The 19,926-nt window shown below is 60.8% G+C and carries 19 protein-coding genes; 10 read left to right on the top strand and 9 right to left on the bottom strand.

Annotation, left to right across the window (positions count from 1 at the left end):
* Window positions 1–63 precede the first annotated feature (63 nt).
* Both ACA069_RS22420 and ACA069_RS22415 read right to left on the bottom strand, forming a co-directional pair.
* Entirely contained in the window at window positions 64–240 is a 177-nt protein-coding gene (locus tag ACA069_RS22420; RefSeq protein WP_008085463.1) for a hypothetical protein, read from the bottom strand.
* 120 nt (window positions 241–360) lie between these two features.
* The gene (locus tag ACA069_RS22415; protein ID WP_222944108.1) at window positions 361–1,266 is read right to left on the bottom strand and encodes a LysR family transcriptional regulator; all 906 of its coding nucleotides are present in this window, start codon (window positions 1,264–1,266) and stop codon (window positions 361–363) included.
* Window positions 1,267–1,380: 114 nt separating this feature from the next.
* Between ACA069_RS22415 and ACA069_RS22410 the strand changes: the two genes are divergently transcribed.
* Together ACA069_RS22410 and ACA069_RS22405 are read left to right on the top strand one after the other, a co-directional pair.
* Complete coding sequence (locus tag ACA069_RS22410) at window positions 1,381–2,259, top strand: MBL fold metallo-hydrolase (protein ID WP_497615236.1); 879 nt, start codon at window positions 1,381–1,383, stop codon at window positions 2,257–2,259.
* Between the two features lie 45 nt (window positions 2,260–2,304).
* Window positions 2,305–2,919 carry an NAD(P)-dependent oxidoreductase gene (locus ACA069_RS22405; protein ID WP_497615235.1) on the top strand — a complete coding sequence of 205 codons (615 nt, stop codon included), beginning with the start codon at window positions 2,305–2,307 and terminating at the stop codon, window positions 2,917–2,919.
* A 329-nt stretch (window positions 2,920–3,248) separates the two neighbouring features.
* On the opposite strand, the gene ACA069_RS22400 is transcribed toward ACA069_RS22405, so the two are convergent.
* Window positions 3,249–4,130, bottom strand: a complete 882-nt coding sequence (locus ACA069_RS22400; RefSeq protein WP_187678132.1) for a LysR substrate-binding domain-containing protein — start codon at window positions 4,128–4,130, stop codon at window positions 3,249–3,251.
* Window positions 4,131–4,289: 159 nt separating this feature from the next.
* On the opposite strand from ACA069_RS22400, the gene ACA069_RS22395 reads away from it, so the two are divergent.
* The 6 genes from ACA069_RS22395 to ACA069_RS22370 all read left to right on the top strand — a co-directional run bounded on the left by ACA069_RS22395 (window position 4,290) and on the right by ACA069_RS22370 (window position 11,760).
* Window positions 4,290–5,927, top strand: coding sequence for a 5-guanidino-2-oxopentanoate decarboxylase (locus ACA069_RS22395; protein ID WP_497615234.1), 1,638 nt, complete (start codon window positions 4,290–4,292; stop codon window positions 5,925–5,927).
* Complete coding sequence (locus ACA069_RS22390) at window positions 5,927–7,375, top strand: aldehyde dehydrogenase family protein (RefSeq protein ID WP_497618286.1); 1,449 nt, start codon at window positions 5,927–5,929, stop codon at window positions 7,373–7,375. The genes ACA069_RS22395 and ACA069_RS22390 overlap by 1 nt, the downstream gene beginning before the upstream one ends.
* Before the next feature lie 217 nt (window positions 7,376–7,592).
* On the top strand, window positions 7,593–8,696 hold the full coding sequence (locus ACA069_RS22385) for an ABC transporter substrate-binding protein (RefSeq protein ID WP_187678129.1): 1,104 nt from the start codon (window positions 7,593–7,595) through the stop codon (window positions 8,694–8,696).
* 241 nt (window positions 8,697–8,937) lie between these two features.
* Complete coding sequence (locus ACA069_RS22380) at window positions 8,938–9,846, top strand: ABC transporter permease (protein ID WP_187678128.1); 909 nt, start codon at window positions 8,938–8,940, stop codon at window positions 9,844–9,846.
* Window positions 9,843–10,691, top strand: a complete 849-nt coding sequence (locus ACA069_RS22375) for an ABC transporter permease (protein ID WP_187678127.1) — start codon at window positions 9,843–9,845, stop codon at window positions 10,689–10,691. Before ACA069_RS22380 ends, ACA069_RS22375 begins: the two co-directional genes overlap by 4 nt.
* Before the next feature lie 13 nt (window positions 10,692–10,704).
* Complete coding sequence (locus tag ACA069_RS22370) at window positions 10,705–11,760, top strand: ABC transporter ATP-binding protein (protein WP_497615233.1); 1,056 nt, start codon at window positions 10,705–10,707, stop codon at window positions 11,758–11,760.
* Window positions 11,761–11,895: 135 nt separating this feature from the next.
* Here the strand turns inward: ACA069_RS22370 and ACA069_RS22365 are convergent, their stop codons facing one another.
* Window positions 11,896–12,825 (bottom strand): AraC family transcriptional regulator, encoded by a 930-nt coding sequence (locus ACA069_RS22365; protein ID WP_497615232.1) that lies wholly within the window; start codon window positions 12,823–12,825, stop codon window positions 11,896–11,898.
* Between the two features lie 338 nt (window positions 12,826–13,163).
* Between ACA069_RS22365 and ACA069_RS22360 the strand changes: the two genes are divergently transcribed.
* Both ACA069_RS22360 and ACA069_RS22355 read left to right on the top strand, forming a co-directional pair.
* Window positions 13,164–13,517, top strand: coding sequence for a putative quinol monooxygenase (locus ACA069_RS22360; protein WP_187678124.1), 354 nt, complete (start codon window positions 13,164–13,166; stop codon window positions 13,515–13,517).
* 43 nt (window positions 13,518–13,560) lie between these two features.
* Window positions 13,561–13,803, top strand: coding sequence for a hypothetical protein (locus tag ACA069_RS22355; protein ID WP_100845234.1), 243 nt, complete (start codon window positions 13,561–13,563; stop codon window positions 13,801–13,803).
* Between the two features lie 4 nt (window positions 13,804–13,807).
* Here the strand turns inward: ACA069_RS22355 and ACA069_RS22350 are convergent, their stop codons facing one another.
* From ACA069_RS22350 to ACA069_RS22330, 5 genes are all read right to left on the bottom strand, one after another.
* Window positions 13,808–14,437: a flavin reductase family protein gene (locus ACA069_RS22350; RefSeq protein ID WP_187678122.1), complete on the bottom strand. Its 630-nt coding sequence runs from the start codon at window positions 14,435–14,437 to the stop codon at window positions 13,808–13,810.
* Window positions 14,438–14,679: 242 nt separating this feature from the next.
* Window positions 14,680–14,973, bottom strand: a complete 294-nt coding sequence (locus ACA069_RS22345; protein WP_489878851.1) for a hypothetical protein — start codon at window positions 14,971–14,973, stop codon at window positions 14,680–14,682.
* A gap of 299 nt (window positions 14,974–15,272) precedes the next feature.
* A complete protein-coding gene (locus tag ACA069_RS22340) occupies window positions 15,273–16,592 on the bottom strand; it encodes an MFS transporter (RefSeq protein WP_401271649.1) in 1,320 nt (439 codons plus the stop codon).
* Between the two features lie 238 nt (window positions 16,593–16,830).
* Entirely contained in the window at window positions 16,831–18,162 is a 1,332-nt protein-coding gene (locus ACA069_RS22335) for a sigma-54-dependent transcriptional regulator (RefSeq protein ID WP_489878852.1), read from the bottom strand.
* Window positions 18,162–19,922 carry a sensor histidine kinase gene (locus ACA069_RS22330; protein WP_497615231.1) on the bottom strand — a complete coding sequence of 587 codons (1,761 nt, stop codon included), beginning with the start codon at window positions 19,920–19,922 and terminating at the stop codon, window positions 18,162–18,164. The genes ACA069_RS22335 and ACA069_RS22330 overlap by 1 nt, the downstream gene beginning before the upstream one ends.
* Between the last annotated feature and the right edge of the window lie 4 nt (window positions 19,923–19,926).

Raw genomic sequence — 19,926 nt, 5'->3', positions numbered from 1 at the left:
CACAAATCCCTGTGGGGGCGAGCTTGCTCGCTCCCACAGGGATTTTATTCCAGCCTGATTCAATCAGCGCAGCGCATTCAGCGTGGCGTTGTGCGGAATACAGCGCTCGAAGTTACAACTCGCGTATTCGCGGGGCAGTTGTCGCAGTTGCTCGACCCGCCAGGCCGCGGTGCCGTACAACGCCAGCGTGGCAGCGCAGGTGATGAAAATCGCGAAGTATCTTCTTGTTTTGATGTTCATGGTGTTCGACCTCTGAACGAATACCCTTGGGTACTGCTTTCAGCATAGGTCAGCCATGAAGACTTGCCAGCACCAGCGGTTGCACATTTAACGCGACATTCAGAACATTGATGACCGGGTTTACAGGTCGATATCCCACGCCGGGTTTTCCGGGAATCTGAGCACCAGAAAATCCAGCATGCTGCGCAATGCTGCCGGCATGTGCTTGCGCGAGGCATAGACCGCGTAGATGTTCATCTGCCGGGGTTCGGCGTCGGGCAGCAAGCGAATCAACTCACCTGCGTGAATGTGCACCCCGGCCTGATAGGTCGGCAGCATCGCCACCCCCGCACCGGCCAACGTCGCTCGCAACAGCGTGCTTGCTTCGTTGGCGCTGATATTGCCCTGAACCGGCACCGACACCGGCTCGCCGTCCTCTTCGAAATGCCACAGGCTTTTGCCGAAGTAGGAGTGAGTGAGGCAGTTGTGTCGACTCAGCTCTTCAACCCGCTGTGGCGCCGGATGCGCTTGCAGATAATCCGGGGCCGCGCAGACCACCGAGCGGCAAACGGTCAGGCGCCGGGCGATCAGGTTCGGATCGAGGTCATTGCTGGTGCGGATCGCCAGATCGATGCGCTCATCCACCAGATTCACCGTGCGATCGAGCATCTGCATATCGATGCTGACGCCGGGGTAGCGCTTGACGTACGCCGCCATCGCATCGGCCAGTTGCGCCTGGCCGAACGAGGTGCTGACGCTGATCCGCAGCAGTCCGCGCGGGGCGTCGTGGGGTTCGCTCACGGCGGCCTGCATATCGCTCGACAGTTCAATCATCTGCCGGCAGCGCGGCAGGATTTCACTGCCGGCGGCGGTCAGGCTCAATTTGCGCGTGGTGCGGTGCATCAGGCGTGCGCCGACCCAGTCTTCCAGCTCGGCCAGATAACGCGATACCACCGGGCGTGAAAGGTCCAGGTGATCGGCCGCTGCCGACTGACTGCCCAGGTCCACCACCGTGACAAACACCCGCATTGCTTGGAGACGATCCATGATTTGCCCGCTTTCAGAAACAAACTATGTCCAAGCATCGCATTTTTTGTACTGACTCAGGCAACTAAGCTCTGTCCCATCGCCAGACATGGCATTCGGACACCGGAGCAACAGATGATCGGTTTCACTGTAATCAAACGCGTACTCCTCGCCACCGCTTCCCTCGGTTTTGCTGCCCACGCAGCGGCTGCCAACCTGACCCTCGATGTCTACAACCCGGGCACCAACGCCATTTTTCCGGTGACCTCGGTGCTGGTCAGCGGCGCAAAAGACGCGATCCTGGTCGATGCACAATTCGGTAAATCCCAGGCCGAGCAAGTGGTGCAAAAGATCCGCGCCAGCGGCAAGCACCTGACCACCATTTACATCAGCCACGGTGACCCGGATTACTACTTCGGCCTCGACACCCTGACCAAAGCCTTCCCCGATGCAAAGGTGCTGGCTTCTCAGCCGACCGTTGATCACATCAACAAAACCGTCGAAGGCAAACTGGCGTTCTGGGGCCCGAAAATGGGCGCCGACGTACCGGCGAAAACCATCGTGCCGGGCGTGCTCAAGGGCGACAGCCTGATGCTAGAAGGGCAGAAGTTGCAGGTGATCGGTCTTGCGGGCAAACAACCGGATCGCAGCTTTGTATGGATTCCTTCGCTCAAAGCCGTGGTTGGTGGCGTTGTCGTCGCTGAGAACATCCACGTCTGGATGGCCGACACCCAGACCGCACAATCCCACGCCGACTGGCTGGAAACCCTGCATTCGATCGAAACCCTGAAGCCGAACACCGTGGTGCCGGGTCATTACCTGGGTAACAGCAGCCGTTCGCTGGCCAGCGTGAAATTCACCGCCGATTACATCAAAGCGTTCGATGCAGAAACCGCCAAGGCCAAGGATTCCGCCGCCCTGATCGCGGCAATGAAAAAACGCTACCCGAAGCTGGGCGAGGAAAGCTCGCTGGAGCTGAGCGCCAAAGTCGCCAAAGGCGAAATGCAGTGGTAACCCGATTCTGAAAACGCAGCACTCTCAAGCCAACTGGAGAATGTCATGAGCAAAATCGCAATCATCGGTGCCACCGGTCGTGCCGGTAGCCAATTGCTTGAAGAAGCCCTGCGTCGCGGCCACAGCGTTACCGCCATCGCCCGGGACACCTCGAAGATCGGCGCCCGTGCCGGTGTGGTCAGCCAGAATGTCGATGTGCTGGATTCGGTGGCACTGCAAGCGGCGGTGGCGGGGCATGATGTGGTGATCACCGCCGCGCATTTCGCGACGGTGCCGGCCAGCGCAATTGTCGGGCCAGTGAAGCAGGCGGGTGTGAAACGCCTGTTGGTGGTCGGCGGTGCCGGTTCGCTGTTGTTGCCGGACGACACTCGGGTTATCGACAGCGCAGGTTTCCCGGCCGAGTACAAAACCGAGGCCAGCGCCGGTGCGGCGTTTCTTGAAGCGTTGCGTCAGGAAAAGGAATTGGACTGGAGTTTTCTGTCGCCGTCGGCGGAGTTTGTCGAAGGTGAGCGCAGCGGTACGTTCCGTGTCGGCAAGGATCATTTGCTGGTGAGTGGAGAAGGGCGCAGCTGGATCACTTTTGCCGATTACGCGATTGCGTTGATCGACGAAGTGGAAGCGCCGAAACATTCGCGGCAGCGGTTTACGGTCGGGTACTGACAGCCCCCCTCACCCCAGCCCTCTCCCGGAGGGAGAGGGAGCCGACCGAGGTGTCTTGCGGGATACATCGACCTGAAAGATCGAGCTGATTATGGATTCGTCAGAGCGGAGCCGACCGAAGTGTCATGCGGGATACATCGAACTGAAAGATCGAGTCGATTATGGATTCGGCAGAGCGGAGCCGACCGAGGTGTCTTGCGGGATACATCGACCTGAGGGATCGAGCCGATTATGGATTCGGCAGAGCACGTTCAGGTCGGCGTACTTCTTGAGCATCCCCCGATCGGTCCCCTCTCCTTCGGGAGAGGGCTAGGGTGAGGGGAAAGGCCTCAACGCAAATGCGCCTGCTCCACCAGCCAGATCATCAACTCCTCCAGCAGCGGCGAGGGTTCTCCGCCCTGCGGCACCACCACGTAATACGCCAATCCCGTCTTCACCTTCAGCTCGAACGGCATCACCAGTCTTTCGGCGCGCAGGTCGTCGCCGATCAGCGACCAGTCCCCGATCGCCACCCCCGTCCCGTGCGACGCCATCGACATTGCCTGATCCAGCGTCTCGAAATGCTGGCCCGTGTTGACGTTGTTCAATTGCTGCTCGGCGGCGGTCAGCCACGCCGTCCAGTCCTGGGTATCGCGGGTTGGATGCAGCAGCAGATGGTGTTGCAGATCCGCCGGTGTGGCTAACGCCGGTGGGCCTTGCAATAGCGCGGGCGAACAGACCGGTGTCAGTTGCTCATCGAACAGATGCAGGGCGGTCGATGAGTTGTCCGGTGGCGTGCCATAAATGACGGCGGCATCGAATGGCTCGCGCGCAAAATCCACGCCGTGGGCCAGGGTGGTGGTCAGTTTGACCGGTACATCCGGGCGCTCTTTCTGCCATTGCAACAGGCGCGGCACCAGCCAGCGCATCACACAGCTTGGGGCCTTGATTTGCAGGGTTTCACGCTTGAGACCGATCTGCTCGGTGGCTTCGCTGATCAAGCCGAACACCTTTTCCACGCGCGGCAGCCATTCGCGACCCTCGGCCGTCAGTTCCAGACCACGGGCCTGGCGGATAAACAATTCATAACCCAGATGATCCTCAAGCCCGGCGATCTGCCGGCTCACCGCACCCTGGGTGATGTGCAACTGCTCGGCCGCCCGGGTGAAGTTGCAGCACTGCGCGGTAATCAGAAAGGTATGCAGCGCGGGCAAGGGTGGCATTCGTTTCATGGCGATCCGAGGTATGACGTGAGGACATGGCTAGTATGATTTTTTATCCATTGTTGCGGCTAGGTGTCGCCCGTTCCAATGAGGCCATCCCTGGGCTTGCCCGCGCATCATAAACACAGCGCAGGCCCGGCGTCTCAAACGAACAAGAAGGGCAATGACATGGCGACGTGTGGCGAAGTACTGGTCAAGTTACTCGAAGGTTACGGGGTCGAGCAGGTGTTCGGCATTCCCGGGGTGCATACCGTGGAGCTGTATCGCGGGCTGGCCCGTTCGAGCATCAACCATGTCACGCCACGGCATGAGCAGGGCGCCGGGTTTATGGCCGACGGCTACGCGCGCACCAGTGGCAAGCCGGGCGTGTGCTTCATCATCACCGGCCCGGGCATGACCAACATCACCACGGCGATGGGCCAGGCTTACGCCGACTCGATCCCGATGCTGGTGATCTCCAGTGTGCAGTCGCGCAGTCAGTTGGGCGGCGGTCGCGGCAAGCTCCACGAATTGCCGAACCAGAGCGCGCTGGTCGCTGGCGTCGCGGCGTTCTCCCATACCTTGATGTCGGCGGCGGAATTGCCGGTTGTGTTGGCTCGCGCCTTCGCCCTGTTCCAGGCCGGTCGTCCGCGTCCGGTGCACATTGAAATTCCGCTGGACGTGCTGGTGGAAAACGCCGATGAGCTGCTCGCCAGCATCCCGGTCAATATCGATCGCGCCGGTGCCGCTCCAGCCGCTGTGAGCCGCATGACCGAGCTGCTCGCCGGCGCACAGCGTCCGCTGATCCTCGCCGGTGGCGGTGCTATCGATGCCGCCGCCGAGCTGACTGAACTGGCCGAACTGCTCGACGCCCCGGTCGCGCTGACCATCAACGCCAAAGGCATGTTGCCGTCCAGCCATCCGCTGTTGATCGGCTCGACGCAGAGTCTGGTTGCGACCCGCGCACTGGTCGCCGATGCCGACGTGGTGTTGGCGATCGGCACCGAACTGGCCGAGACCGATTACGACGTCACTTTCGCCGGCGGTTTCGAGATTCCCGGCAAGCTGCTGCGCATCGACATCGACGCCGATCAGACCGTGCGCAACTATCCGCCGCATGTGGCGCTGGTCGCCGATTCGCGCAACGCCGCACAAGCGCTGCTCAGCGCGTTGTCGCACAAGTCCTTGGCCGAGCGGCGCAACGATTGGGGGCAGGTGCGTGCTGCACGTCTGCGCGATGAGCTGGCCGCCACTTGGGATGCACCGACGCTGGCCCAGACCCGGCTCCTCGAAACCGTTCTGCACGAATTGCCGGACGCCGTGTTCGTCGGCGATTCCACGCAACCGGTGTACACCGGCAACCTCACCTTCAACCCGGAGCGCCCGCGCCGCTGGTTCAACTCATCCACCGGTTACGGCACCCTCGGCTACGCCTTGCCGGCGGCCATCGGTGCATGGCTCGGCGGCCAATCCGACAAAGGTGCGCGCCCGCCAGTGGTGTGCCTGATCGGCGACGGTGGTTTGCAATTCACCCTGCCGGAACTGGCCAGCGCCGTCGAAGCGCGCACGCCGGTGATCGTCCTGCTGTGGAATAACCAGGGTTACGAAGAGATCAAGAAGTACATGGTCAACCGCGCCATTGAACCGGTCGGTGTCGACATCTACACACCGGACTTCATCGGTGTGGCCAAGGCCCTGGGTTGCGCGGCTGAAGCGATCAGCTCGGTAGAACAACTGCGCGCTGCGCTGCGTGCCGCAACCGACCGCCAAGGCCCGACCGTGATTGAAATCGATCAGAACCACTGGATGCAGGCGGTGGCCAAATGATCAGTTTCCCTACCACACTCGACGGCCTCTACATCAACGGCCAATGGTCCGCCGGCCGCGAGCATTTGCGGGTGATCAACCCGGCCACTGAAGCGCTGCTGACCACGGTCAATGGCGGTGATGAGCTGGCGGTCGAACACGCGGTGACCGCCGCCGTCGAAGCGTTCAAGGATTGGTCGAAAACCAGCGGCGCGGAGCGTGGCGCGATCCTGCGCAACATCGCCAATGGCGTGCGCAACGGTCGTGACCAACTGATGAAGTTGCAGTCGAGCAACAACGGCAAACCGCAATTCGAAGCGGCCATCGACGTCGACGATGTGATCGCCACGTTCGAGTATTACGCCGAGTTGGCCGAAGGACTCGATGGCAAACAGGACAGCAATGTGCCGCTGCCCAGCGATGATTTCAGCGCACGTCTGCGCCGCGAACCCTGCGGCGTGGTCGGGCTGATCGTGCCGTGGAATTTCCCGATGGTCACCACTGCCTGGAAGCTCGCGCCAGCCCTGGCTGCCGGTTGCTGCGTGGTGCTCAAGCCGTCGGAAGTCACGCCGCTGCCGGAGCTGGAACTGGCGGCGATCATTGCCGAGTCCGGCCTGCCCAAAGGCGTGTTCAACGTGGTTTGCGGCACCGGGCTGGCGGTCGGTGCGCCGCTGTCGGCGGATCCGCGTATCGCCAAGATTTCCTTCACCGGCAGCAACGCCGTCGGTGTGCAGGTGATGCAACGGGCCGCCGAAACCGTGAAAGGCGTGAGCCTGGAGCTGGGCGGTAAATCCTCGCTGTTGGTGCTCGAAGATGCCGATCTCGATCTGGCGGTGGAGCTGGCGTGCGGTGGCGGGTTCTTCAACGCCGGGCAGATGTGTTCAGCCACCAGCCGCGTATTGGTCGCCGATGAACTGGCGGATGAGTTCCTCCTGCGTCTGAAGGCCCGTGCGGAAAAAATCCGTGTGGCCGAACCGTTTGATCCGGACGTGGAAATGGGCGCTTTGGTCAATCAGGCGCAGTACCAGCGCGTGCTGGGCCACATCGACCGTGGGTTGAGTGCCGGGGCAAAGCTGATTTGCGGCGGCAATCGTCCCGCCGATCTACCGCGCGGATATTTTTTGCAGCCGACGATCTTCACCGACGTGCCCCTCGACAGTGCGTTGTGGTGTGAAGAGATTTTCGGCCCGGTGTTGTGCGTGCGCAGTTTCAGCAGTGAAGCCGAGGCAATCGCGCTGGCCAACGACAGTCAGTTCGGTCTGGTCGCCAGTGTGGTAACGCGTAACACCGAGACCGCTGACCGGGTCGCCAACGCCCTGCAGGCGGGGCTGGTGTGGCTCAACGCGCCGCAAGTGATCTTCCCGCAAACGGCGTGGGGCGGTTACAAGCAGAGCAGCATCGGCCGCGAATTGGGCCCATGGGGGCTGGCGGCGTTTCAGGAAATCAAACACGTGATCCGGGCGCTCTGAACGCCCGAAAAAGGTGAGCGCATGCCTCGCAACGAGGCATGCGTCGGCGTCATGGCTTCAATGAGTTTTTATCGATAGTCAGGTGTTTTGCACGACCTCAGGATGAACCCGTCGGCAGCGCTCAAGCCCTTTGAAAACGGGGCTTTGAGCCGGACCGGCCGCGCGGATGCAACGGTTGCGACCAACCTCATACTTAAAAGAACAAAGGGAGTCCTTCATGGGCGAGCACGATCTGAACAGGCGTCAATTCATTAAAACCGTCGGCGTGGCGTCCGTGGCCGCAGCGGCCATGAGCATGCCCTTCATCCGGGCCAGCGCCAGCGACACGCGTTTTGCCGGCAAGACCCTGCGTTTGCTGACCTGGTCGGATGACACCGGCCTCGCCGCACTGCGCAATATTGCCGCGACCTTCGAGGCCAAGACCGGCGCCAAGGTGATCGCCGACCGCACCGGCAGCACCTCGGAAATGGTCGCCAAACTCAAGGCCGGTGGTGACCGTCCGCAATACGACATCATCACCTTGGCCGGCGTCGGCGCCGAAGGCCTGGCCGCCGCCGGGCTGCTGGAAAAACCCGACCTCAATCGCATTCCCAATCTGGTCGACGTACCGGAAAAATACCGCACCGGGGCCAACGGTCACGGCATCGGTTATCTGTTGTGGTGCAACAGTCTGGTCTATAGCACCCGCACGTTGAAAGAAGCGCCGGACAGTTACGCTGCGTTGTGGGACGCCGATCTGGCGCCTAACATTTTCCTCCCGCCACCGAACTGGACCGAGGCGATGGACCTGATCATCATCGCCGCCAAACTGGCCGGTGGTGACGAGCACAACATCGAGCCGGGCTTCAAGAAACTCGCCGAACTCAAGGACCGCGTGATCACCCTGGGCGAGAACCCCAACCAGATTGCCGAGCTGTTCCGTACCGGTTCGCTGGACATGGGCGGCCTCTACGCCCCGGCGTTTTTCCCCAAGCAGATCCGCGATCCGAACTATGGTCTGGGCGCCACGTTCGGCATGAAGGAAGGTTTCTACACCGACCTGATGCTCTCGGTGATGCCGAAGAATCGTCCGGGTGATACCGATCTGGCCTACGCCTTTATCAACCACTCTCTCGACCCGCTGGTGCAGGGCAAGATGGCCGAAGACATCTTCAACGGCCCGGTCAACGCCAAGGCGATCATCTCTGCCGAAGCGCGCAAGAGCCCGTACATCCTGACGCCGGAGCAGATTGCCGAGAAGGCGATCATGCACGACAACGCCTTCCTGGCCACCGTGCATGACCAATGGATTCGTCGCTATACGGAAATCTTTTCTTCCTGACGCCGTCCTCCCAAACACCGCAATCTCTGTGGGAGCGGGCCCTGTGGCGAGGGGATTTATCCCCGATGGGTAGCTCAGCTGCCCCAAGATCAGCAAATACGGTGCATCAAATGTCCGCATACGGTGGTTTTGCGACTGCTTCGCAGCCGGTCGGGGATAAATCCCCTCACCACAGAAGCTCGCTCCCACAGGGAAATGGTGGAGCTTGGGATATTCGCTTTCCATTGACGAGATCATTGCTATGGAACATCAATCCCTGACCCAACCGGTTGGCGCCGGCGACGTGCGTCCGGCGCGCGGTATTTCGCCGACTGCCCGGGCGTGGTTTTTCCTCACCCCGTCGATGCTGTTTCTTGGTGTGCTGATTGCCGCGAGCCTGCTGGTGCTGCGCATGAGCGTTGGCACCAAAGGCGCGGAGTGGTCGGGTTTCAGCCTGGCCAGTTACGCGCAATTGCTCGAACCCTATTACCTCAAATCCTTGCTGCTGACCCTGCGGCTGGCGCTGATCAGCGCGGTGATCGCCGTGGTGTTGGCGATCCCGGTGGCGTACACCATGTCGCGGCTGACTTCGCCCTTTCTGCGGCGGATTTTTCTCGCGGCGGTGCTGCTGCCATTGCTGGTCAATCTGTTGCTGCAAAGCTACGGCTGGCTGGTGATTCTCGGCCCCGGCGGCATGTTGAACCAGGCGCTGATGGGCCTGGGTCTGATCAAACGGCCGATCATGCTGCTGTACAACCAGAACGGTGTGTTGATGGGCCTGGTGCAGACGGCGTTTCCCCTCGCGGTGTTGCCGATTGCCAGCGCCATGCGCGGCGTCGCCCGCAGCTACGAAGAGGCCGCCGCCACCCTCGGTGCCAGCCGCTTCCAGGTGTTCCGCCAAGTGGTGTTACCGATGAGCCTGCCGGGCATCATCACCGGCGCGACACTGGTGTTCGCCTACAACGCCAGCAGCTTTGTCGTGCCGTTACTGCTCGGTGGTCGGCGCGTGCCGATGCTCGCGGTGATGGTGCATGACCAGATCGCCCCGCTGATGAACTGGCCTGCCGCCTCCGCCGCCGGGGTGGTGCTGATCATCACCACACTGGCGATCATGACCTTGTCCGAATACATCACCGGCCGTCGTCGGCGTTTGCTGGAGGCTTCGCAATGAGTGTCCTGTTCAAGAAGCGTCAGTCGCTGTTGCCCGGCGACACGGGCAAGTTCGCCGGCATCCTTTCCGGGTTCATTCTGCTGCTGGCGGTGTTGCCGATCCTGACCATGATCGTGATGTCGTTCAGCGGTGCGTCGAACCTCGACTTCCCGCCGAGCAGCTACAGCCTGCAATGGTACAAAGCGGCCTGGCACACCTTTGTCTCGCCGGACGCCAGCGATGTGCTGAGCCTCGGCCAGGCCATGGGCACCAGCCTGCTGGTGGCGTGCCTGACCATGATCTTCGCCACGCTGATCGCGGTGCCGGCCGCTTATGCACTGACCCGTTGCGAATTCCGCGGCAAAGCCGTGGCGCTGCAACTGATGTCGCTACCGCTGGTGTTTCCGATGGTGGTGTTGGGGCTGGCGTTGCTGTTGGTGTTCGACAGCCTGCCGTTCCACATGACCACCTCGCGTCTGGTGATTGCCCACGTGATTTTGGCGTTGCCGTTCGTGGTGAAAAACTGCACCGCCGCGATGCTTTCCATCGGCAGCGAAGTCGAAGAAGCGGCGCAGATGCTCGGCGCCTCACCGTTGCGGGCGATTGTCGATGTGGTGGTGCCGTTGATGAAGTCGGGGATTCTGGCGGGCATGCTGCTGGCGTTCATCGTTTCGTTCAACGAATTCACCGTGACCTATTTCCTCTACACCATCGACGTCATGACCGTGCCGATCTGGATGTACAGCCGCACCGTGTCATCGCTCGACCCTACCGTGTTCTCGTTTGCCGTGCTGATCGTGCTGATCGACTTCGTCCTGATCTGGGCGTTGGAGAAGCTGGTGGGCGAGGGCGGCGTTTCCTTTTGATTTGAGGTGCAACATGACTGGTCTGATTCTGGAAAACGTCGAGAAATTCTACGGCTCGGCTTGCGCGGTCAAAGACGTCAATCTGCATTTGCCGGAAGGCAAACTGGTGTGTTTTCTCGGCCCTTCGGGCTGCGGCAAAACCACTTTGCTGCGGATGATCGCCGGGCTGGAAACCCTCACCAGCGGCGAGATTCGCCTGGACGGCGAAAACATCGCCCACACCCCGGCGCACCTGCGCAACTTCGGCATGGTGTTCCAGTCGCTGGCGCTGTTCCCGCACATGACTGTCGGCGAAAACATCGCTTACCCGCTGAAACTGCGCGGCGTCAGCAAGGCCGATCAGCAGGCACGGGTGGTTGAACTGCTTGAGCTGATCCAGTTGCAGGCGATGATCGACCGTCCGGTGGCCAAACTCTCCGGCGGCCAACGCCAACGCGTGGCGATTGCCCGGGCGATTGCCTCGCACCCGAAAATCCTCTTGCTCGACGAACCGCTGTCGGCGCTCGACGCCAAGCTGCGCGAATCGATGCAGGTGGAAATTCGCCAACTGCAACAACGCCTGAACATCACCACGATCATGGTCACCCACGATCAGCGCGAAGCGATGACCATGGCCGACATCGTCGTGGTGCTGGGCGAGCACAAGGTGCAGCAGGTCGGTACGCCGATTGAAATCTACCGGCATCCGGCCAACGAATTCGTTGCCGACTTCATCGGTTCGGGCAACATTTTCCCGGCCACCGCGCTGGGCGACGGCATGGTCAGTTTGCCGGGTGGTGACGCATTGCAAGTGCCGATCTGCAGCAGCATCGTGGTCGGGCAGAAGTTGAAAATGCTGATTCGTCCGGAAGACCTGCAACTGTCGCCAGCGCAGGCAACGGCGGGCAACCGGTTGCTGGGCAAAGTGACGTTTGTGCGCGATATCGGCGCGACCATCGAAACCACGGTGGAGTGTTCGGGGGTGACGTTTACGGCGTTGAGTACACCGTGTCAGGGGATCGGGTTGGGGATCGGGCATCCGGTGTCGGTGACGTTGCCGGTGGAGGCGTGTCGGGTGTTGCGGGCTTGATCCAGTTTTTTTACTGTTTATACCGGCCTCTTCGCGAGCAGGCTCGCTCCCACAGGGGATTTGTGTCGATCACAGATTCAATGTGGGAGCGAGCCTGCTCGCGAAAGCGTCGGTCGATACAGCGCAATGTCTGGATCAGACTGACTGCCGCAACCGCGCCAGATCCCGCAATGGCGGCGCACCAAACAACCGGCTGTACTCACGGCTGAACTGCGACGGACTCTCATACCCCACCCGATACCCCGCCGCCGAAGCCTCCAGCCCTTCTGCCAGCATCAAGCGCCGCGCCTCTTGCAGGCGCAGTTGCTTCTGATACTGCAGCGGACTCATCGCCGTCATCGCCTTGAAGCGGTGATGCAATGTCGACACGCTGAGGTTCACTTCTTTGGCCAGATCATCAATGCGTAGCGGTTGTTCGAAGTTGCCGTTGAGCCATTTGATCGCTTGGCTGATGCGATGGCTCTGGCTGTTGGCAATCGCGATTTCATACAAACGATGGCCCTGCGGACTGCGCAGCAGGCGATAGAGGATCTCCCGGCGAATCAGCGGCGCGAGCATGGCGATGTCTTTTGGCGCATCGAGCAAACGCGCCAGGCGCAGCACAGCGTCGAGCATGGCGCTGTCGATTTTTTCGACGTACAAACCGCGTCCGGTCGGCCGGGTCGGCACGCCCAGGGGACCAGCGTCGGCGATGAGCGCGGTGATTTCCGCCGGGTCGATATCCAGGCGCACGGCGAGGATCGGGTCCTCTGGCGAGACATTGACCACGCGCCCGCTCAACGGCATCGATACCGAGACCACCAGGTAATTCAGTGGGTCGTAATTGAAGAACTCATCCGCCAGCCGCACCTCTTTACGCCCCTGGGCCATGATGCACAGCGCCGGTTGCGCCAGTACCGGGGCGAAGTCGTGGGATCGGGTGTGGCGCGACATGAACAGCGAACCGACAGCGGTGGCGTAACTACCATCGTCCGTGGTGTTACGGCGGATGATCGCCGCGAGTTCCGCGCGCTGCTTTTCCATGTCTGCGGTGGGTTCGGCTTGAAAACGATCGAATGACGTCATGCACGGCATCCTCGGCAAGGGAGGTGGAATGGAGCAGAGCATATGTTTGTGCAATCGAGAGCGGTAGACGCATTCTGCGAAATGCTTGCCTGATTCTGCACGGGGTCGCTGATGTGCCCAGGCATAGCAGGACACAGGCCGCCTAACTTGCTTGAACCTCGTATGACAGCCGTGTGACCGCAATTTACAGGTTGTTACAGGTCTTGCGTGCAGTCTCGCAGGATTGTGCAACGCGACGGCAGGAATCGACTAACGGCGTCTGGCGCGCGGCCCTTAACCTTTGATCCTGTCGCAGCCCGTCCGCTGGCTGCCACGCGACTCCCTGGGAGGGTTGAACAATGTCCAAGCAGATTCCCGTCAGTCATATGGCCTTCGTCCGAGCGCGTGCCGGGCGCTCGGCGGAACTCGGTGTACGCCTGAGCGCGCTGATCGAACCGTCTCGCGCCGCCCCCGGTTGCCTGAGCTTTGCCTTGCAGCATTCGCAGTGTGATCCCGAGTTGTGGCTGGTCTCCGGTTTCTGGAGCAATCAACAGATGATGACCGCGTACTTCAATAGTCCGTCGATGGAAATCTTCGCCGAGCTGGTGCAGGAGCTGGTGGTCAACAGTCTGGATTTCCACACTTTCAAAGAAGTCTCTGCGGCGCAGGCTCTCGGCCAGTGTTCGGCACCGGTACACAAACTCGCCGGTTGAGGGTTTAATATCCGGCTTATTTGTCTGAGCCGGGATGTATGACATGGCACGTAAAGAGTTCGAACACTTCGAAGCAGTCTCCGCAGTCGTCCCCGTCGAGTTGGGTGGCAACAAGGGCTATCACGCGGCAATCGCGGTCAAGGCCCTGGTCGATGGCGGTGCGCCACGCTTTCACAAACTGCTGGGTGACCAAGTGTTTCCCGGCGCCATCGCTGCCGATGAGGCCGCCATCAATGAGCTGGACCGCCTCAAGGGCGTCACTGAAGACGCCGAGCTGATCTGGTAATCAGTTATTTGACGGCACCCGGTCGCCACATTTTGAACAGGGCTTCAGGCCCCAACTGAAAATAGTCCGCCGGCCCACCGCCGCGCAGAATCGGTTCTGCCGCGGCGGTGTCGTAAATCCCATCCTTCAACAGCCACTTGGCGATATGCACGGCGACCACTTCGCCGAGGATCAGCCAGCTCGGCACCGTCTCGCCATCGGCGCGCTGCAACTGAATGATCTGGGTGACCTTGCACTCGAAGGACACCGGGCTTTCGGCGACCCGTGGCACTGAAATCACCTTTGACGCCACCGTCGTCAGTCCTGCCAATTCAAACTCGTTGACCTCAGGCGCGACCATCGCACAGCTCTGATTCATCTGCTCGGCCAGCGGGCGGGTGGCGAGGTTCCAGACGAATTCGCCAGTCTGTTCGATGTTGTTCAGGCTGTCTTTGCGCCCGACGCTGGAAAAACCAATGATCGGTGGAATGTAGTTGAAGGCGTTGAAGAAACTGTACGGCGCCAGGTTCAACTGGCCGTTGGCATCCTGTGAAGAGATCCAGCCGATAGGACGGGGGCCGACGATGGCGTTGAACGGATCGTGGGGCAGGCCGTGGCCGTTGGCGGGTTCGTAGAAGTGGATGTCATCGGGCATGGCTTGGAATCCAGGAAGGGCATTGGTCAGAGAGCAATAGTGCAAGTCCGGCCGTTGAAGATCAATTGTGGGAGCGAGCCTGCTCGCGAAGACAGCTCTTCAGTCGACATCAATGTTGAATGGGCTACCGCCTTCGCGAGCAGGCTCGCTCCCACAGGGGATCGTGTGCATTCCAGACCTTTTCCATTCCCCAGAAATGACTAAGCCCGGCCGAAGCCGGGCTGTGCGCTTTACAACAGCAATCAGCTGATCGAAGCGGATTGGGTGCGGTCGTAGCCGTCAGCGGCGAAAGTGGCGGAACCGGTGCGGTCGTAACCATCTTCAGCGAAGGTAGCGGAGCCGGTGCGATCAAAGCCGTCTTCAGCGACAGTGGCCGAGCCGGTGCGGTCGTAGCCATCAGCGGCGACAGTGGCGGAACCGGTGCGGTCATAACCATCGGCAGCAACGGCCGAGCCAGTGCGATCAAAACCATCGGCGGCAAAAGTGTTGGCAGCCAGTACGGACAGGGTCAGGGCGAGGATCAGTTTGGTTTTCATGTTCGTTACTCCAGATTCGTTGGCGGGTGTGTCTTGCATGGGTTTAATGCTACGCCAACTAAATTGATTAAAAAGCGCAAATTAATGCTAAAAACTATCGATTAACTAGATGTTAAGGGCGACGCATTAATTGGCTTCCATCATCAGGAGCGAACGTCGCGCAGGTAATCGATCAGGTGAGCACAGGATGCAGAGGCAGCATTAACCGGTGATTAATCGGCCATAAAACAAAAATCGCAGCCCCGACAGCCTCCTGTAGGAGCTGCCGAAGGCTGCGATCTTTTGATCTTGCGTAACTGTCAGTCAGTCACGATCCGCGAATGTTTCTGGGTGTCTTTCATGGTGATGTACACCAGCAACGACACTGCGATGCATGCGGTCACGTACCAGTAGTAACCGGTTTCCATGCCAATGCTCTTGAACCACAGCGCGATGTATTCGGCGGTGCCACCGAAGATCGACACGGTCAGTGCGTACGGCAGGCCGACGCCCAGGGCGCGGATTTCGGTCGGGAACAGTTCGGCTTTCACCACTGCGTTGATCGAGGTGTAGCCACTGACAATGATCAGCGCCGCCATGATCAGGAAAAACGCACCCCACCAGGTCTGGATGGTGTGCAGGGTCATCAGGATCGGTACGGTGAAGATCGTCCCCAGCACGCCGAAGGCGATCAGGATCGGACGACGGCCGATTTTATCGGACAGGCCACCGATGATCGGTTGCAGGCACATGAACAGGAACAGCGTGGCCGCAGAAATGGTGGTCGAGTCGGAGATGCTCATGCCGACGGTGTTCACCAGGTATTTCTGCATGTAGGTGGTGTAGGTGTAGAACGCCAGCGTACCGCCCATAGTCAAGCCGACCACGGTCAACAGTTCTTTGGGGTGACGCATCAAGGTGCGCATGGCGCTTTCCTTGGCTTTCTCTTTTTTGGTGAACGATTCGGTCTCTTCCATACCGCGACGCAGGTACAGCGCAACGACTGCGCATAGTGCGCCGATGGCGAACGGGATACGCCAGCCCCACGCATACAGCTCTTCGGTGGTGAGGAAGTTCTGCAGCACGATCAGTACGCCGAGGGCGATGAGCTGGCCGGAGATCAGCGTCACGTACTGGAAGCTGGAGAAAAAGCCGCGACGTTCCTTGGTCGCCATCTCGGACAGGTAAGTCGCCGAGGTGCCGTACTCGCCTCCGACCGACAGGCCTTGCAGCAAGCGAGCGAACACCAGGAGGATCGGCGCGCCGACACCGATGGTTTCATAACCTGGGCTCAGGGCGATGATCAACGAGCCGAAGCACATCAGGTAAACCGAGGCCATCAGCGCTTTCTTGCGTCCGACCTTATCGGCATAAAGCCCCATCAGCCAGCCGCCGATCGGGCGCATCAAAAAGCCCACGGCGAAGATCGCGGCGGTGTTCAGCAGTTGGGCGGTGGTGTCGCCTTTGGGGAAGAAGGCTTTGGCGAAGTACAGCGAGAAGGCGGCATACACGTACCAGTCGTACCACTCGACCATGTTGCCGACGGAACCGCTGAAGATCGATTTGATCCGGCTGGCGGTGGTTCTTTCTTTGGCCGGCACGGCAGCCGACCCAAGTGGCAGGGCGTTGGAGTTATCCATTGAAGGATCCTTCGTATAATTGTTTTTGTGGAGCGCGTCGAAACGCAGCCTGCGAGGGCTATAGCAGGAGCTGTGCCAACGGGGGGAGGCCCGGTTTAGAGGGGCCGGGGATATCGAGTGAGCGGAAATCCGCTTATGGCTGGATTGTGGTGAGCGGAAAATTGCTCATTCAGGCAGATGGATAATGGTTGGCTGTAACGGACCCTTCGCGAGCCTGCCATCAGCGACAACGAAAAACTCAGCTGTCCGGAACAAACATCTCCCGACTCAACCCATGCCGCTGCATCTTTTCATTGAAGGTGCGACGCGGCAGTTGCAGCTCTTCAAGCACCGCTTTCACATCGCCTTTGTGCCGGGTCAGCGCTGCACGCAAGCATTGCGCTTCAAACGCCTCTTGCTGCGCCGCCAGCGACTGGCCCGGATCAATCCCCGGCGCCGGTTCATCCAGCCCCAGCACCTGGCGTTCGGCGACGTTCGCCAGTTCGCGCACATTGCCCGGCCAGTCATGGCTGAGCAGGTGACTCAACTGCGCACCCGTCAACGGTGGGAAGGTGCGGCCAAGACGCTGAGCCGCGCTCTGGGCAAAGTTTTCGAACAGTAACGGAATGTCTTCGCGACGATCACGCAGCGGCGGCAAACGCAGCTCGGCAACGTTCAAGCGATACGCCAGGTCTTCACGAAAACGTCCGGCCCGCGCTTCGTCGAGCAGGTCGGGTTTGGTCGCCGCGACGATGCGCAAATCCACCCGAATACTCTGGTTCGAACCCAGGCGTTCAAGCTTCTGCTCCTGCAACACCCGCAGCAGTTTGACCTGCTGGGCCAGCGGCATGCTTTCGATTTCATCGAGAAACAGCGTGCCGCCATCGGCATATTCCAGCTTGCCGATGCGCTTGCCAGAGGCACCGGTAAACGCGCCGCTTTCATGGCCGAACAGTTCCGCTTCGAACAGCTGCTCAGGGATCGCCGCGCAGTTCAAGGCCACGAACGGCTTGTCCGCACGCGGGCCGAAATCATGCAGGCAACGGGCAACCAGTTCCTTGCCGCTGCCGGTTTCGCCACGGATCAACACGTTGACCGGTAACGTCGCCAGATCCAGCACCTGCCGGCGCAAGGTCTGCAAACCACGGGACACGCCCAGCAGCGTCGCGTCGAGTCTGGCGCGGTGGTCGGCCTGCTCGTGCAGGGCACGGTTTTCCAGAATCAGGCGGCGCTTTTCCAGTGCCCGGCGCAGGCTGCCGAGCAGGGTTTCCGGGCTGAAGGGTTTTTCCAGAAAGTCGTAGGCGCCGTCGCGCATCGCTTCGACCGCCATCGGCACATCGCCGTGACCGGTGAGCAGGATCACCGGCAGATCGGCGTCGCGGCGCTGCACTTCGGCCAGCAGCTCCAGACCACTGAGGCCGGGCATGCGCACGTCGCTGACAATCACCCCGGGAAAGTGTGCGGGCAGGGCGGCGAGGCATTCTTCGGCGCGGCTGAACAGCTGCACTTCGAAGCCCGACAGGCTTAGCCATTGCTCGACTGCATTGCGAATGCTGCTTTCGTCATCGACCACCATCACCGAATTGAGCATCAGATGTGTGCCTCCAGATCGATTGGCAAGGTCAGGGTGAACACCGCGCCGTTCTCGCCATTTTCCACACTCAGGCGTCCACCGGATTCATGGACGATGGCGAACGACACCGCCAGCCCCAGGCCCAGCCCGTCACCCACAGGTTTAGTGGTGAAGAACGGATCGAACACCTGACCCAGATGTTCTTCGGCGATGCCGCCGCCATTGTCGCTGATGCTCAGCCGCCATAGTTGTTCATCGGCTTGCAGACGGATTTCCAGACGTTTGCACGGTTTGCCCTGCATCGCATCAAGGGCATTGCGCAGCAGGTTGATCAGCACTTGTTCCAGGCGGATCGCGTCCCCGCGTACCCACGCCGGACGCGTCAGGTGCAGCACCAGACTGACCTGTTCGTCACGCAGTCGCGCATCAAGCAGTTGCAAGGATTGATCAACCACGGTCGCCAGATCCAGACGCTCGCGCAAACCGCTGGGGCTCTTTCGCGCAAAGGTTTTCAGGTGACCGGTGAGGGCGGCCATGCGCGTGAGCATTTCGTCCACCGGTTTGAGTGCCTTGTAGGCATCATCGACGCGGCCATGGTCGAGCAGCAGGCGCAGGGTCGCCAGTTGCATGCGCTGGGCGGTCAGCGGTTGATTGATCTCGTGGGCGAGCGCGGCGGACATCTGGCCGAGTGCGGCGAGCTTGGCCGACTGCACCAGACCGTCCTGGGCGGTGCGCAGGTCGCGGGTGCGCTCCTCGACCAGTTGCTCCAGTTCTTCGCGGTTGCGTTGGCGGATTTTCGACAGCCGCCAGCGCTGATTGAGGAACAGCAGCAGAAACACCAGCGCCAGCCACACCCCGGCGGCTGCGAGGCCGGCGTTACGCAAGTCTTCGAAGGCCACTTGCGGACGGCGCAACAGGTGCAGCGTCCAGCCTTCGGCCGTCAATGGCAGCGACTCCCAGAGATAGTCCGCCGTGCCTTGCGGGCCTTCGACCCGGCGCAGATCGCTGTTGTCATCGAAGCGGCGCAGTGACAGGTGGGTCAGTGGCTGCAGAGATTGCTTGTCGTACTGGCGCGTGGTTTTGATCTCTGCCAGATCGCTGGCACTCAACGGCCGCAACGCGCGATAGCGCCAGCCAGGCTGGTTGGCGATAAAGATGATGCCGCGCGCGTCGCTGACCAGCAGCGTGTCGCTGCCCTGGCTCCATTCGCGTTCCAGTTCGGGGAATTCCAGCTTGACCACCATCGCCCCGAGGAACTGCTCGTTATCACCGAGCACCGCACTGGACAGGAAATAACCGGGAATCCCGCTGGTCACACCGACCGCGTAGAAACGTCCGGTGCCCTGGGTGCGGGTCTGGCTGAAATAAGGACGAAAACCGTAATTGTGGCCGACATAGCTGCTCGGCAGGCGCCAGTTGCTGGCGGCCACGGCAAGGCCGGTGTGATCGAGCAGTTCAAGGGTCGAGGATTGCGCCGCACCGTTGATCTTTTCCAGCTTCAGATTCAGTGCCCGTTGCTGCTCGGCATCGACAGGGCCGGCCAGCGCCGAGCGTAACTGCGGGTCCAGTGCCAGCACGGCGGGGAGGGCGCGGTAGCGGTCGATCAGGGTGTGCAACGAATTGGCGTAGAGCGCCAATTGCTGGTTGGCGCGAGCGGCGTCCTCTTCCAGCGCCTGACGTTCGGCGTGGCGGATGGCGAGCGTTGCGGCAACAGCTGCGCCGGCGATGATCAGCAGGGTATACAACGACAGACGCAAGGTACGGGAAGTCGGCAGCATGCTG

The sequence above is a fragment of the Pseudomonas sp. LBUM1652 genome, from assembly GCF_059716105.1.
The sequence above is the reverse complement of the archived record's forward strand: the minus strand, read 5'-3'. Positions and strand labels throughout refer to the sequence as shown.

Coding starts and splice junctions, on each gene's coding strand:
- ACA069_RS22420 (WP_008085463.1), bottom strand. CDS start 240: ATGAACATCAAAACAAGAAGATACTTCGCGATTTTCATCACCTGCGCT.
- ACA069_RS22415 (WP_222944108.1), bottom strand. CDS start 1,266: ATGGATCGTCTCCAAGCAATGCGGGTGTTTGTCACGGTGGTGGACCTG.
- ACA069_RS22410 (WP_497615236.1), top strand. CDS start 1,381: ATGATCGGTTTCACTGTAATCAAACGCGTACTCCTCGCCACCGCTTCC.
- ACA069_RS22405 (WP_497615235.1), top strand. CDS start 2,305: ATGAGCAAAATCGCAATCATCGGTGCCACCGGTCGTGCCGGTAGCCAA.
- ACA069_RS22400 (WP_187678132.1), bottom strand. CDS start 4,130: ATGAAACGAATGCCACCCTTGCCCGCGCTGCATACCTTTCTGATTACC.
- ACA069_RS22395 (WP_497615234.1), top strand. CDS start 4,290: ATGGCGACGTGTGGCGAAGTACTGGTCAAGTTACTCGAAGGTTACGGG.
- ACA069_RS22385 (WP_187678129.1), top strand. CDS start 7,593: ATGGGCGAGCACGATCTGAACAGGCGTCAATTCATTAAAACCGTCGGC.
- ACA069_RS22380 (WP_187678128.1), top strand. CDS start 8,938: ATGGAACATCAATCCCTGACCCAACCGGTTGGCGCCGGCGACGTGCGT.
- ACA069_RS22375 (WP_187678127.1), top strand. CDS start 9,843: ATGAGTGTCCTGTTCAAGAAGCGTCAGTCGCTGTTGCCCGGCGACACG.
- ACA069_RS22370 (WP_497615233.1), top strand. CDS start 10,705: ATGACTGGTCTGATTCTGGAAAACGTCGAGAAATTCTACGGCTCGGCT.
- ACA069_RS22365 (WP_497615232.1), bottom strand. CDS start 12,825: ATGACGTCATTCGATCGTTTTCAAGCCGAACCCACCGCAGACATGGAA.
- ACA069_RS22360 (WP_187678124.1), top strand. CDS start 13,164: ATGTCCAAGCAGATTCCCGTCAGTCATATGGCCTTCGTCCGAGCGCGT.
- ACA069_RS22355 (WP_100845234.1), top strand. CDS start 13,561: ATGGCACGTAAAGAGTTCGAACACTTCGAAGCAGTCTCCGCAGTCGTC.
- ACA069_RS22350 (WP_187678122.1), bottom strand. CDS start 14,437: ATGCCCGATGACATCCACTTCTACGAACCCGCCAACGGCCACGGCCTG.
- ACA069_RS22345 (WP_489878851.1), bottom strand. CDS start 14,973: ATGAAAACCAAACTGATCCTCGCCCTGACCCTGTCCGTACTGGCTGCC.
- ACA069_RS22340 (WP_401271649.1), bottom strand. CDS start 16,592: ATGGATAACTCCAACGCCCTGCCACTTGGGTCGGCTGCCGTGCCGGCC.
- ACA069_RS22335 (WP_489878852.1), bottom strand. CDS start 18,162: ATGCTCAATTCGGTGATGGTGGTCGATGACGAAAGCAGCATTCGCAAT.
- ACA069_RS22330 (WP_497615231.1), bottom strand. CDS start 19,922: ATGCTGCCGACTTCCCGTACCTTGCGTCTGTCGTTGTATACCCTGCTG.